The sequence below is a fragment of the Flavobacterium sp. genome (genome assembly GCF_017744675.1).
GTDB lineage: Bacteria > Bacteroidota > Bacteroidia > Flavobacteriales > Flavobacteriaceae > Flavobacterium.
This window is the reverse complement of sequence record NZ_JAGIAV010000002.1, coordinates 736,885-750,965: the sequence shown is the minus strand read 5'-3', so window position 1 is coordinate 750,965 and position 14,081 is coordinate 736,885. Positions and strand designations below refer to the sequence as shown.

Sequence of the window (14,081 nt, the reverse complement as noted above, 5' to 3'; positions counted from 1 at the left end):
CGAAGTCGCGCAGTAAATCCTTAAAAATAGCATGAGTAACTTACTTGAAGTACATAAAGTCGTAAAAAAATACGGCGATTATGTAGCACTTAACGAAGTTTCATTAAATGTGCCAAAAGGCAGTATATATGGACTTTTAGGTCCCAATGGAGCCGGAAAAACTTCCCTTATCAGAATCATAAACCAAATTACATTGCCAGATAGTGGCGAAGTTATTTTGGATGGAGAAAGATTGCAGCCTAAACACGTCCAAACTATCGGTTATCTCCCAGAAGAAAGAGGTCTTTATAGCTCGATGAAAGTAGGGGAGCAATGTTTGTATTTGGCACAAATGAAAGGCCTTTCTAAAGCCGAAGCCAAAAAACAATTGGATTACTGGTTTGATCGTTTAGGAATTCAAGGTTGGTGGAACAAGAAAATACAAGAACTTTCTAAAGGAATGGCGCAGAAAATCCAGTTTGTAGTTTGTGTTTTGCATAAACCAAAATTGCTGATTTTGGATGAACCGTTTTCAGGATTTGATCCTGTAAATGCCAATGTTATTAAAGATGAAATTCTGGCACTTAAAGAACAAGGCTCGACGATTATTTTTTCGACACATAGAATGGAAAGTGTAGAAGAACTATGCGAAAATATAGCTTTAATTCACAAGTCAAATAAACTGATCGAAGGAAAAGTTGCAGATGTGAAGCGTCAGTTTAGAACCAATAGTTTTGAAGTTGGTATTTTGACCAATAATGTTGAAGGTTTGATGTATGACATCACTCAAAAATTTACAGTTTCGCCTGCAAGCTTTAAATCTTTAAATGATGATTTGAAATTGAATATTCAGATTGGAAATGCTTCGCCAAACGAATTACTGCACGTTCTGACACAACGCGGACAGGTAACTCATTTTGTAGAGAAAATTCCAAGTGTTCATGATATCTTTATTCAAACCGTAACTGAAAACAAAAATTTAAATTCCAATAATTAAATTCCAAATTCCAAATTTGAGGCTTTAAAGTTGGAATTTGGAATTTAAGATTTGAAAATTAAAAATATAGATGAGCATTATTTCATTAATTATAAAAAGAGAATTTATTGCCAAAGTCCGCAATAAATCTTTTGTTGTCATGACTTTTTTGAGTCCGCTTTTATTTGTGGCGATAGCTGTTTTTATTGGCTATTTAAGTTCGATGAAAGCAGAGACAAAACGTATTGCGATTCATGACGAAACAGGACTTTTTGTCTCCGATTTTTTAAAGGAAAATAAAAAAGGAGCTGAATTTAAATATCTGAATTTGTCTGGAACGGATGTTAATGCTTTAAAAGATAGCATCGTCAAAGAAAATTTTAGCGGATTAATCGTTATTCCAAAAACAAAAAATGTAAAAGACTTAGAAAGTAAAATTGAGTTTATTTCCAATAACAGTCCGAGTATTTCTTTTATCGAAAGCACTCAAGATATCATTGGAAATAAAATTACGAAACTTAATCTCGAAGAAGCCAAACTTGATACTTTGGCGATTCAGAAAGCACAGTCTGATGTAAATATTCATTTGGTAAAAGCTTCTGGAGAAGAAAGTTTGAAAGGGCTGAACGAAATTAAAATCGCAATTGGCGGTGCATTTGGTTACTTGATTATGATGTTTATTATCATTTACGGAAATATGGTAATGCGAAGCGTAATCGAAGAAAAAACGAACAGAATAATCGAAATCATTATTTCGTCTGTAAAACCGTTTCAATTAATGATTGGAAAAATTGTCGGAACTTCGTTAGCAGGAATTCTGCAATTTGTAATTTGGGCCATAATTGGATTGGGATTGATGTTTGCAGCTTCGGCATTTTTCGGAGTAAATGTAGGACCAACAGCAAGAATTTCACCAGAAATGATGCAAACTGCCCAGCACGAATTTTCGGGATCAGCGCAAATGTATATTGCTGAATTGTGGAATCTGCCAATAGCAAGCATCATAATCGGATTTGTAATTTATTTTATTGGAGGATATTTTCTGTATAGTTCATTTTACGCAGCAATTGGAGCCGCAGTCGACAATCAGACCGATTCTCAGCAGTTTTTGCTTCCAATTTTAATGCCTCTGATTTTGAGCGTTTATATCGGATTTTTCACAGTAGTAAGCGATCCTCACGGAAGTGTTGCGGTTATCTTTTCTATGATTCCGCTAACTTCACCAATTGTAATGTTAATGCGTATTCCGTTTGGCGTGCCGTGGTGGCAAATCGCAATTTCGGTATCATTATTGTTTGCTACATTTTTCCTTGTAGTTTGGTTTGCGGCCAAAATTTACCGAGTAGGTATCTTAATGTACGGCAAAAAACCGACTTGGAAAGAATTGTATAAGTGGCTAAAATATTAGTTTTTGAGGTACAAAGTTACAAAGCAACAAAGTTACAAAGGTTTACTTTGTGTCTTTAATCTTTGTCCCTTTGAACTTTAAGAAAAGATTATATAACAACAGTTCAAGGAACAAATTGACAAAGAGTTTAAACTTTGTCCCTCTGTCCCTTTGCAACTTTGAACCTTAAAAAGAATGAGTAAAATACTAATTGTCGAAGACGAAGCAGCAATCAGAAGAGTTTTGGTAAAAATTTTATCAGAAGAAAATGATTCATATCAAGTTGAAGAAGCTGAAGATGGTGTTGCTGGACTTGAAAAAATAAAAAACAACGATTACGATTTGGTTTTGTGCGATATCAAAATGCCAAAAATGGACGGTGTTGAGGTTTTGGAAGAAGTGAAAAAAATAAAACCAGAGATTCCGATGGTGATGATTTCGGGTCACGGCGATATGGAAACTGCGATTCAAACGATGCGCTTGGGAGCTTTTGATTATATCTCAAAACCGCCAGATTTAAATCGTTTGCTGAATACAGTTCGTAATGCTTTAGATAAAAAACAATTAGTAGTTGAAAATAAAATTCTAAAGAAAAAAGTTAGCAAAAACTACGAAATGATTGGTGACAGCGAATCGATTAATCATATCAAAGTGATGATTGATAAAGTTGCTCCAACAGAAGCTAGAGTTTTAATTACTGGACCAAACGGAACAGGAAAAGAATTGGTGGCGCATCAGTTGCACGAAAAAAGTGAGCGTTCTAGTTTTCCGTTAATCGAAGTAAACTGTGCGGCGATTCCGAGCGAATTAATCGAAAGCGAATTGTTCGGACACGTAAAAGGCGCTTTTACATCGGCAGTGAAAGATCGTGCAGGAAAGTTTGAAGCAGCAGACAAAGGAACGATCTTCTTGGATGAAATTGGAGATATGAGCCTTTCGGCGCAAGCCAAGGTTTTACGAGCACTGCAGGAAAATATGATTACAAGAGTTGGTGCAGATAAAGATATAAAAGTAGATGTTCGTGTAGTGGCAGCAACCAATAAAGATCTAAAAACAGAAATCGCTGAAGGGCGTTTCCGCGAAGATTTGTACCACCGATTGGCAGTAATTTTAATTAAAGTGCCGCCATTAAATGAAAGACGTGATGATATTCCTGCTTTGATTTCGCATTTTACAGAAAAAATCGCTTCAGAACAAGGAAATGCAGCTAAGTCATTTTCTGCACAAGCCGTAAAATTATTACAGGAATACGATTGGACAGGAAATATTCGTGAACTTCGAAATGTAGTAGAAAGATTGATCATTTTGGGAGGAAACGAAATCTCTGAAAGTGATGTGAAAATGTTTGCCAGCAAATAGTGCTGCGCGCTTTAGGCTATAAGCATTAGGCTTTAAGCTTTATACAAACTAAATAATTTTTGCTTACAGCGTATAGCTTAAAGCTTAAAGCATAAAAAAAATGAAACTAAAAAAAATAAACGAGAGATTACAAGACGCTTTAATTGAAAATGGTTTGACAGAAGCAAACGCTTTGCAAATGGAAACTTTTTCGACCATAAAAAGTGGTGCCGATTGTGTGATTATTTCGCCAAAAGGAAGCGGAAAAACAACGACGATTGTTTTAAATGTCATTCAGCAATTGGCTGGAAAAACCGAAGAATCTCCTCGAGCTCTTATTTTTGTTGAAGACAAAGCAAAGGTTCTGGAAATGGTTGAGCTTTTTAATAAATATGCAAAATACACCGATCTGGAAATTTATGGTGTAAATGAAAAAGGCGATATGGATTACGATAAAAACTACGTTTCTACAGGAATAGATGTTTTAATTGGAACGCCAACCAAATTAAACGACATGTTCAGTACGGCTGGTTATAACGTAAATCGTTTAAAAATGTTTATTGTGGATGATGCAGATCCGATTTTGAAACTGCGCCACGATCCAAAAATTACGCGTATTTCTAACAGTATTGCTAAAGTACAACGAATTATCTTTTCTGAAGCCTTGACAGAACGTATCGAAGTTTTGGCAGATAAAATAATGGTTGAGCCTTATTTATTTGATATGGACGAAGACGGTGAAGAGCTTGACGAAGAGGATGAAGATATTGAAGAATAATTTACTTTAAAGTATACAGTCCCGGTTTTCAGTCTCAGTAACTGGAAAACGGGATTTTTTATGAGTCGCAGTTTTCGGTCTCACTTTACAGTTGCAATCCTGTAAACTGAGACTGAGACTGAAAACTAAATTAAAATATGGAGATTTTAAAAACATTTAAATTTTTGGGACTTGTACTTCTGTGCTTTTTTCTTATTATTTATGTTTTAATGATTTCTTATTTTTATTTTAATCAGGTTGAATTGGTTTTTCATGGTTCGAAATTGCCTAAAGATTATAAGTTTGATTATCAGCAGAAATTTGAAGAAGTAAATATTCCTTCTTTTGACGGAGCCGTTCTGAATGGACTGTTGTTTAAAGCAGAAAACTCAAAAGGACTTGTTTTTTATCTTCATGGAAATGCAGGAACACTTGAAACTTGGGGGAAAATTGCAAAAATATATACCTCATTAGGCTATGATATTTTCATTTTAGATTATAGAAGTTTTGGAAAAAGTGAAGGGGAAATTGAAAATGAGGAACAAGTAAGCAAAGACATTTCGATCGTGTATAAAAAGGTCGCTGAAAAATATGCTGAAGATAAAATTATAATTGCTGGATATTCTATAGGTTCGGGATTCGCTGTCAAATTGGCTTTAGAAAATAATCCGAAAGCTTTAATTCTTCAAGCACCATATTATAATTTCTTGGAATTGTCGAGTTTAAAGGCGCCATTTTTTCCTGACTTTATGAAGAGATTTAGTTTGGAAACGAACCTTTATCTTCCGAAAATAAAAAGTCCAATTTATATTTTTCATGGAAGTAAAGATCAGTTAATTCCAATCGATAATTCAATCAGATTAAGAAAGTTGCTAAAATCAAATGCCTATTTTTATCCGTTGGAAAATCAAGAGCATATTGGCATGAATGAAAATGAAGATTTTCAAAAACAATTAAAAAGAATATTAGAATAAATTATAAGCCGCAGTCTGCAGTCGCAGTTTAGATACTGAAAAACTGCAACTGAGACTAAAAACTTAATAACAAAATAGAATATTATGGGATTAATGAAAGTATTTTCGGGAAGCGAAGTGTTAGCAATTGCTTTGAAAGAAAGATTGGAAGAAGCAGGAGTTGAAACAGTAAAAAAAGATAATATTCAATCGGCACGTTTGGGAGGTTTTGGGCAAACAGATTTGGCAGTTGAAGTATTTATACAAGAAACAGATTTCGCAAAAGCCAATCCGGTTATAGAAGAATTTAGAATGAGCCTTTAAAAAAGTGTTCAGTATTCAGTTTCAGTATTCAGTCTCTGCGCTGTAAATTGAAACTGAGAACTGCGACTGAAAACTAAAAATATGCAATACAAAATGTTAGTGCTCGACATGGATGACACCTTGTTGACAGACGATCATAGAATATCAGATTTAAATAAAAAAGTAATATTAGAAGCTCAGGCAAAAGGTGTTTACGTGGTTTTGGCTTCTGGAAGACCAACTACAGCAATGACGGCTTATGCAAAAGAGCTGGAATTGGATAAAAACGATTCGTATATGCTTTCGTTCAATGGAGCTATAATTAGCCGTGTGAAAGACGATTTTATTTTGTTTGAACAAAAGCTGACGGTTGAGCAAATTCATGCCTTATACGATTATAGTGTAGAAAAAAAGGCACATATCATTACGTATTTGGATGATCAAATCATTAGCGAAACGGATTCTGAATTTATCGAGATAGAAAAAGAAATTACTGGAATGGCGCATCATAAAGTTTCAAGCTTTAAAGATTATGTAGACAGGCCAGCAGTGAAATGCATTTTATTGCAAGATCCAGCTTATTTGAAAACGTTGGAAAAAGATTTAAAGGATGCTATGCCACATTTAAGCGTTTCGATGTCTAAACCGTTTTTCTTAGAAGCAGCACAGCAAGGCATTGATAAAGCGGCAAGTTTGAGACTTTTGGCTGAACAGCTCGGAATTCATCAAAGTGAAATTATCGCTGTTGGAAACGCAGGAAACGACTTGACTATGATAGAATATGCAGGTTTAGGAGTTTGGGTTGATAACGTAACGCCCGAATTGCGTGACAAGGCCGATTTAATTGTGGCTTCAAATAATGATGATGGCGTTGCTGAGGTGGTTACACGTTATATTTTAAACTAAATGAAAATGAAAAATCCAATTGAAACTGAACGTTTGCTTTTAAGAGAATTAGAACTTTCTGATGCAGAAGGAATGTTTGAATTGGATTCCAATCCGAATGTGCATCTGTTTCTTGGCAATAAACCTGTGAAACATATCGAAGAAAGTATTGAATACATTAAGTTTGTTCAAAAACAATACAAAGATTTTGGCACAGGCCGCTGGGCTGTTGTTTTAAAAGAAACGAATGAATTTTTGGGCTGGTCTGGAATTAAGTTTATTACAGACGAAATCAATAGCCACAAAAACTTTTACGAGTTAGGATATCGTTTTATCGAGAAACATTGGGGAAAAGGGTATGCAACTGAAGCTGGAAAAACTTTTATTAATCACGCCTTTAATAAAATGAAAGTAGAAGTGCTGTATGCTTATGCAGATGCAGGAAACGAAAATTCAAGAAAAATACTAGAGAAATTAGGTTTTCGTTTTGTGAATTCTTTCGAATATCAAGAAGAATTAGAAGTTTGGTACGAACTTAAAAATCCAAACTCTAACTAAGAAATGTGTTCCAAATCTTTACATACTTAAAAGTCAGTAAAGATTTGGAAACAAATCAGAGTTAAATATTATTTTTTAGCTACAGAAACAAAATATTTATTTCCGTCACCCATAGTTAATTTTACACGCTCGTCGCAAAGATCGATCGCAAAATTTGCACTTTCGTAACAGCTGCAAGTTGTGTTTTTGTCTTTAGACATTTCTGTTTTACAGTTGTTGTTTTTAAAGCTTGCCAATTGTGGTGTGTATAAACTAACCAAGTCAGTAGAAGCTGTTACTAAAGAAATGATACTTGCAGAATTGTTATTTGTAATTCTGTATACAATTCTATCCGTATAGTTTACTTCATTAACAGTTACTTTACGAATGTAGGTGTAAGCTGTAGATCCTTCACCTGGCTCTTTAACTTCAAACTTGAACCCAACTGCACGAATAGCAACATCAAATTGCTGTTGTGAGTTTAAGCTTGCCCAAGTCGTCAAAGTGCTAATAGTAGGAAATGGATTTGCATTTGCGGCTGGAGCATTAGTTTGCGCTTGCGAACTAAATACGGTTAAGAAAATCAAGCAGATTGTGGGTAAAAATGCTTTCATAAAGCGTGGTATTTGTATTTTAATTTTGCCTACTCTCTTTGGTTTTCGGCTTTCCCATTTCATTTTGTAACACAAAACAACAACATAACGAGTAAAATTCAAAATTGTTATGGCCGAATTATTATTAAATTAATTAAAGCTTACTAAATTTCTTTAATATGAATTTAATGCCAACTGAATTCATAACAATGGTAAATGTAAGAAATTTTGAATTTAAAACTATAAAAATTGTATTTAATCGATAAAATTTGCATTTAGTCGATTATTTTGTCATTTTATTCTTATTTCAATGCCACATGTGAGCAATCATTGCCTCATTTTTTTATAAAAATAAAATAAAAAAGATTAACTTTTGAATGTTTCTAAATTAACATTCGTGCAAATTATTGATTCGAAGTGCATTAATTGCTTTCTTTTGATGAATATTGTTTGTAAATTTGCAGCCTTAAATTTTTTGACAACGATTTCATTAATTTAAGACAAATTATGGAAAACAGAAAGAAAGTTGCCTTTTATACGCTGGGTTGTAAACTGAATTTTTCAGAGACTTCTACAATTGCCAGAAATTTTAATGACGAAGGTTTTGACCGCGTCGATTTTGAAGAAATAGCAGATATTTATGTAATTAATACTTGCTCTGTAACAGAAAATGCAGATAAGCAGTTTAAGCAGGTAGTAAAGAAAGCAATGAAGCTGAATGATAAGGCTTTTGTTGCGGCTGTTGGCTGTTATGCACAATTAAAACCTGAAGAATTAGCCGCAGTTGATGGTGTTGATTTGGTTTTGGGAGCGACAGAAAAATTCAAAATCACCGATTATATTCATGATTTGAGCAAAAATGATATGGGTGAAGTTCACTCGTGCGAAATTGCAGAAGCCGATTTCTACGTGGGAAGTTATTCTATCGGAGATCGTACGCGTGCTTTCTTAAAAGTTCAGGACGGTTGCGATTATAAATGTACCTATTGCACGATTCCGCTAGCAAGAGGAATTTCTAGAAGTGATGCTTTAGAAAATGTGCTAAAAAATGCTAAAGAAATTTCAGCTCAAAATATTCGAGAAATTGTTTTGACTGGTGTAAATATTGGCGATTACGGAAAAGGGGAGTTCGGAAATAAAAAACACGAACATACTTTTCTAGATTTAGTTCAAGCCTTAGACAAAGTAGAAGGAATTGAGCGTTTGAGAATTTCTTCAATCGAACCCAATTTGTTGAAAAACGAAACCATAGAGTTTGTTTCTAAAAGCCGAACTTTTGTACCGCATTTTCATATTCCGCTACAATCTGGAAGCAACGATATTTTGAAATTAATGAAACGTCGTTATTTGCGTGAAGTTTATACAGAACGAGTAAGTAAAATTCGCGAAGTAATGCCACACGCGTGTATTGGTGTTGATGTAATTGTTGGTTTTCCTGGAGAGACTGACGAACACTTTTTAGAAACGTATCATTTCTTAAACGAATTGGATATTTCGTATTTGCACGTGTTTACCTATTCGGAAAGAGATAATACAGAAGCGGCAGATATGCCAGGCGTTGTTCCTTCAAATGTAAGAGCAAAACGCAGTAAAATGCTTCGTGGCTTATCGGTTAAAAAACGTCGTGCGTTTTACGAAAGCCAATTAGGAACAAACAGAACTGTTCTTTTTGAAGGAGAAAATAAAGAAGGTTACATTCACGGATTTACAGAAAACTACGTAAAAGTAAAAACACCTTGGAATCCTGAATTGGTAAATACTTTGCAAGAAATCAACTTGACAAAAATCGATGAAGACGGAAGCGTTCGAATTGAGTTTTTGAATAAGCTTGCTGCCGTTTAAGATTATTTCTCAGAGATTCACAAAATTTCGCAGAGGTTCGCAAAGTTAATTTAAAATTTGCAATATCGTAGAGGCGCACTGCAGTGCGTCTTACATAAAGATTAACAACAAAACAGCTCTTTTTAATTAAAAAGAGCTGTTTTGTTGTTATTAAAATTCTTTGTGCATCTCTGCGAAACCTTAGTGTATCTCTGCGGTATAAATAAAATCAATTGTCTCCAACCACCAATTTCAAAGAATTAATGTAATCGGTATCAAATTCTATAACTCTGATTTTTTCGGGATTAAAAGTTAATTCTCCTCCAAACTGGCCTCGAGTATCTAAGAAATCGATGGTTAGTTCTTCATCAGTCAATCCAATTAATTTTCCTAAATAAGCAGATTTTGATGATTTTTTTGCGATTTGAAAAATGCCGTATTTCTCCGAAATAAACTTAATGATCGAATTCAGATCTTTGATCGGAATAATATCATCAGAATTTATTTTTAAACCTTTTAAACGAATGACTTTTTCAGTAAAAGCTAAATCGTGATCTCGATTTACGGCTTCAATGTTTTTATTTCTCAAAATAACAAAACCATCCAAAACAAAATCTACTGGATTATTTCGAAGCAAAATCCATTCGTCAGAATAATCAATAAGAAATCCGGAGAAAATCTGTTTTTTATCCTGAAATTCTATTTCGACCAATTGTCTTAAATATTGTTCCATCATATGTTTTTTTTAAATTCCAATACTTAAATTCCAAATTCCAATGTCAAGTGCAATTGGAATTTGGAATTTAAGTATTGGAATTTATTTATTTTTAAGGATTAGTAGACCAAATACTGCTGTTTTTAATAAACACTCTTCGGTTTAGTTTTAATTGGGCAATGATTAAATCTGCCATATCTTCAGACTGCATGACTTTTTCTGGGTTTCCGTCAGTTAAGTTTAAGTCTTTTGCCATATCGGTTGCCACTGTACTTGGCGTTAAAGCCGTAACACGAATATTGTGTTTTCTCATTTCCTGCATTAAAGAATCGGTTAGACCTAAAACGGCAAATTTAGATGCGCTGTAAGCACTTGTCAAAGCGTTTCCGTTTAATCCAGCAGTTGACGAAATATTAATAATGTCTCCAGTTTGTCTTTCGATCATATTTGGAATTATAGCGCGAGTGGTGAAATACGTACCCATTAAATTCACCTGAATAATTCTTTCCCAAGCTTCAGGCTCTAATTCTAAGAATTTTCCAAAAGAAGCAATTCCAGCACTATTGATTAAGATATCAATGTGTTTAAATTCGGCCAAAGCTTTTTCAGCGGCTTTATTGATCGAATTAATATCAGAAACATCAGCACTTAAAGCCAAAGCTTTTACACCTAAGTTAGAAGCTTCGTCTGCCAATTGTTCTACATCTTTTAAAGTTCTTGAAACCAAAATCAGGTTTACACCTTCTTTTGCCAAAGCGATTGCTACGGCTTTTCCTATTCCTTTTCCTGCGCCCGTAATAAAGGCATTTTTATTTTTTAAGTCGGTCATGATTATGTTTTTAGAAATGCAGAAAGCATCATTATAAGTCTTACAAAAATAAGCTTTTGAAAACTAAAATGATGCTTTAAAAGTATTCTTAATCTAAGTTTAACAACTTTCTGCTATTCTTTCAGAACCATGTCTATGCACATTACAGCTCCTAAAATCAATTGTCTCAACGGACTATCAGCTGCAACGGCTTCTTCAATTTTCAATACATAATTGTCTGCACTTGTAAAAAACTCTTTTCCTAATCCAGCCCATTTTTTACTTACTTGGGCCAATTGTTTGTTTTCATGAGAGAATTTAAAATCCCAGCCTGTCCATTTTCCTTGAAGTGTAGCCACTGGTTTTTCGTTTTTATCTAAAATTTCAAATCTTCCTCCAATTGAGAAAAACTTTTGTTTGAAAGTTCCAACCAAACGATCTTTTTCGTCCAAAACTTCAACAGTCGATCTAAAGATGGCAACACCTCTTCTTACGGTAATTAATTTTTCGCCAGAAGCAGTTGTAATTTCAATATTAAATGGAGTTGCTCTCTTATAATCTGTAAATCGAAATACTTTTGTGAAAAAACCAAGATTGTTTTCTCGGCAATTCATAATAATTTGATTGGTTTCGGGATCGTAAATGTCGTAGTTGTTTGCGGCTTTGAACATCCCGATATGTTCTTTTACTAAAAATAAATTTTGGCTTAAAATAGGATTCATACGTGTGTAAAATAATTTTGAAAAATAAGCCACAAATGTAATAAAATATGGATTAATTATACTGTTTTGAGGTTTCGACCAAACGAATAAACTCTGCCTTATAACCTTCGCCGTCGTTTGAATTTCCTTGTTTGGCCAATTTTACAATTTCTTCAGAAGATTTATTGGTGATTAATTTAGAATCTCTCAATTTCAATCCGAACCACGCTACGGCAGAACTAAATTTCATATCATCACTCGCTTTTTCTAAAGCAACAGATTTGTTTTCGATTACCTGAACCATTTCGATGCTTTTTTCTCCGTCAGGTTTTTTGTAGCGGAATTTGATGGTTGCCAATTCGCTACTGTAATTATTCGAACTTGTTTCTGTTTTAGTATATTTCAATTCGTCTGGCTGTTCGGCTAAATAATCGCTTTTTACGCCAGCTGGAATAATTTCGTATAAAGCCGTAACGGTATGATTACTTCCTAATTCTCCTGCATCAATCGCATCATTTTTAAAATCTTCTGGACGCAATTTTCTATTTTCATAACCAATCAAACGGTACGCTTGAACTTGTTTCGGATTAAACTCAATCTGAATTTTTACATCTTTAGCGATAGCAAACATCGAACCTTTGAATTCTTTTCCTAAAAAACGATTTGCTTCCTGAATGTTATCGATATACGCATAATTTCCGTTTCCTTTATCGGCCAAGATTTCCATTTTGCTGTCTTTGTAATTGCCCATTCCGTAACCTAAACAAGTTAAGAAAACGCCTGTTTTTCTTTTCTCTTCAATTAGTTTTTCCATATCAGTATTAGAAGAACTTCCAACGTTGAAATCGCCGTCTGTTGCTAAGATTACTCTGTTATTTCCGCTTTTAATAAAATTTTCCGTTGCAATTTTATACGCCAATTCAATTCCTGCACCGCCCGCAGTGCTTCCGCCAGATTGTAATTTATCCAGTGCATCCACAATTGTTTTTTTCTCATCGCCAGAAGTTGGAGGTAAAACCAGTCCTGCCGCGCCAGCATACACTACAATAGCTACTTTGTCTTTTGCTCGTAATTCGTTAACCAAAATTTTTAAAGATTGTTTCAATAAAGGCAGTTTGTTCATGTCGCTCATTGAACCCGAAACGTCAATTAAGAAAACAAGGTTTGATGCTGGCAAATCGTTTGTTGGAATGTTTTTTCCTTGTAAACCAATTTTCAAGATTTTATTATTGGCATTCCAAGGTGAGTCGCTTACTTCTGTATTGATAGAAAACGGATGTTCGTTTTTGGGCTGTGGATAAGTGTATTTAAAGAAATTGACCATTTCTTCTACACGCACTGCATCTTTTGGAACTTCCTGACCATTGTTTAAAAATCTTCTAATGTTAGTATAAGAAGCATTGTCAACATCTATAGAAAATGTAGAAAGAGGAGCTGTTTTCGGACTTTCGAATGCATTTTCTACAAAAGTGTCATAGTCTTCTTGAGTTGGCTCTGTCGGAATTGGTAGGATATTTAATTTTTTGTCCAATTCTTTTTCAGTAAGATTTTTGTAAAGTTCGTTTTTGGTGGCAATTACAACTACACCATTTGCTGCTCTGCTTCCATAAATAGAAGTCGCAGCTTCATCTTTTAAAACCTTTAAATCTTTAATGTCATTCGGATTAATTTTGGCCATTTGATTGGCTTTTGCAGGCACTCCGTCTACAATATACATTGGTTCGTTTTTTGGGGAAACAGAAGCATTTCCGCGAATTACAACCGCTGTACTTGGACTGGCAAGATATCCAACATTATTTTGAACTTGAATTCCTGAAACTTTTCCTTGCATAGCTACCGAAGCAGTTGCCATTTTGGCTTTTCTTCTTTCGGCACGTTCCGCACGTTCGTAACTGCGATTGCTGTATTCAGCGTCACTTGAACCATAACCTACTACTACAACTTCTTGTAAATTTTGATTGTACGGAAGAAGTTTGATATTGATAATATTTGAATTTTGAACCTTTTGATTTTGATTTTTGTATCCAATGAAGCTAAAAACTAGCGTGTCTCCTGTTTTTGCTTTAATGCTATATTTTCCATCGAAATCAGTTGCCGCATTGGCTTTTGAAGTCTGATTAAAAATATTTACTCCTGGAAGTGGCTGTTTACTTTCGTCTGTAACGATTCCAGAAATGGTTCTTTCTTGTGCCATGGTTACGAAACATATAAGCATAGCAATGGCTGATGAAATAAGTTTTAGACTTTTCATGATAATAAGTTTTAGAATTAATGTTGAGATTTAACTTTGTCAAAGTTTTGCGCTTTGACAAAGTTTTGTTGTGGTTC

General features: G+C 34.3%; 14 protein-coding genes. 9 read left to right on the top strand and 5 right to left on the bottom strand.

The features are described from left to right. Window positions 1-31 precede the first annotated feature (31 nt). From J7574_RS08690 to J7574_RS08655, 8 genes are all read left to right on the top strand, one after another. Entirely contained in the window at window positions 32-976 is a 945-nt protein-coding gene (locus tag J7574_RS08690; RefSeq protein ID WP_290967078.1) for an ABC transporter ATP-binding protein, read from the top strand. 70 nt (window positions 977-1,046) lie between these two features. After that, a complete protein-coding gene (locus J7574_RS08685; protein WP_290967076.1) occupies window positions 1,047-2,363 on the top strand; it encodes an ABC transporter permease in 1,317 nt (438 codons plus the stop codon). 174 nt (window positions 2,364-2,537) lie between these two features. Beyond that, complete coding sequence (locus J7574_RS08680; protein ID WP_290967074.1) at window positions 2,538-3,701, top strand: sigma-54 dependent transcriptional regulator; 1,164 nt, start codon at window positions 2,538-2,540, stop codon at window positions 3,699-3,701. A 100-nt stretch (window positions 3,702-3,801) separates the two neighbouring features. Continuing rightward, window positions 3,802-4,458: a DEAD/DEAH box helicase gene (locus J7574_RS08675; protein ID WP_290967070.1), complete on the top strand. Its 657-nt coding sequence runs from the start codon at window positions 3,802-3,804 to the stop codon at window positions 4,456-4,458. A 209-nt stretch (window positions 4,459-4,667) separates the two neighbouring features. Next, window positions 4,668-5,411 (top strand): alpha/beta fold hydrolase, encoded by a 744-nt coding sequence (locus tag J7574_RS08670; protein ID WP_290967067.1) that lies wholly within the window; start codon window positions 4,668-4,670, stop codon window positions 5,409-5,411. An 84-nt stretch (window positions 5,412-5,495) separates the two neighbouring features. Next, on the top strand, window positions 5,496-5,714 hold the full coding sequence (locus J7574_RS08665; RefSeq protein WP_290967064.1) for a DUF2007 domain-containing protein: 219 nt from the start codon (window positions 5,496-5,498) through the stop codon (window positions 5,712-5,714). 81 nt (window positions 5,715-5,795) lie between these two features. After that, the gene (locus J7574_RS08660; protein WP_290967061.1) at window positions 5,796-6,599 is read left to right on the top strand and encodes a Cof-type HAD-IIB family hydrolase; all 804 of its coding nucleotides are present in this window, start codon (window positions 5,796-5,798) and stop codon (window positions 6,597-6,599) included. 6 nt (window positions 6,600-6,605) lie between these two features. Continuing rightward, the gene (locus J7574_RS08655; RefSeq protein WP_290967058.1) at window positions 6,606-7,136 is read left to right on the top strand and encodes a GNAT family N-acetyltransferase; all 531 of its coding nucleotides are present in this window, start codon (window positions 6,606-6,608) and stop codon (window positions 7,134-7,136) included. 68 nt (window positions 7,137-7,204) lie between these two features. Here J7574_RS08655 and J7574_RS08650 read toward each other — a convergent pair whose 3' ends face one another. Beyond that, window positions 7,205-7,729 carry a hypothetical protein gene (locus J7574_RS08650; RefSeq protein WP_290967055.1) on the bottom strand — a complete coding sequence of 175 codons (525 nt, stop codon included), beginning with the start codon at window positions 7,727-7,729 and terminating at the stop codon, window positions 7,205-7,207. A 486-nt stretch (window positions 7,730-8,215) separates the two neighbouring features. Here J7574_RS08650 and mtaB point away from each other — a divergent pair, with 486 nt between their 5' ends. Next, on the top strand, window positions 8,216-9,550 hold the full coding sequence (gene mtaB, locus J7574_RS08645) for a tRNA (N(6)-L-threonylcarbamoyladenosine(37)-C(2))-methylthiotransferase MtaB (protein ID WP_290967053.1): 1,335 nt from the start codon (window positions 8,216-8,218) through the stop codon (window positions 9,548-9,550). A gap of 208 nt (window positions 9,551-9,758) precedes the next feature. Here mtaB and J7574_RS08640 read toward each other — a convergent pair whose 3' ends face one another. From J7574_RS08640 to J7574_RS08625, 4 genes are all read right to left on the bottom strand, one after another. Beyond that, window positions 9,759-10,262, bottom strand: a complete 504-nt coding sequence (locus J7574_RS08640; protein WP_290967051.1) for a hypothetical protein — start codon at window positions 10,260-10,262, stop codon at window positions 9,759-9,761. 94 nt (window positions 10,263-10,356) lie between these two features. Further along, window positions 10,357-11,073, bottom strand: coding sequence for a 3-ketoacyl-ACP reductase (locus J7574_RS08635; protein WP_290967049.1), 717 nt, complete (start codon window positions 11,071-11,073; stop codon window positions 10,357-10,359). Between the two features lie 113 nt (window positions 11,074-11,186). Continuing rightward, entirely contained in the window at window positions 11,187-11,774 is a 588-nt protein-coding gene (locus J7574_RS08630) for a phospholipid scramblase-related protein (RefSeq protein ID WP_290967046.1), read from the bottom strand. Window positions 11,775-11,826: 52 nt separating this feature from the next. Then, a complete protein-coding gene (locus J7574_RS08625; protein WP_290967044.1) occupies window positions 11,827-14,004 on the bottom strand; it encodes a von Willebrand factor type A domain-containing protein in 2,178 nt (725 codons plus the stop codon). Window positions 14,005-14,081: the final 77 nt, after the last annotated feature.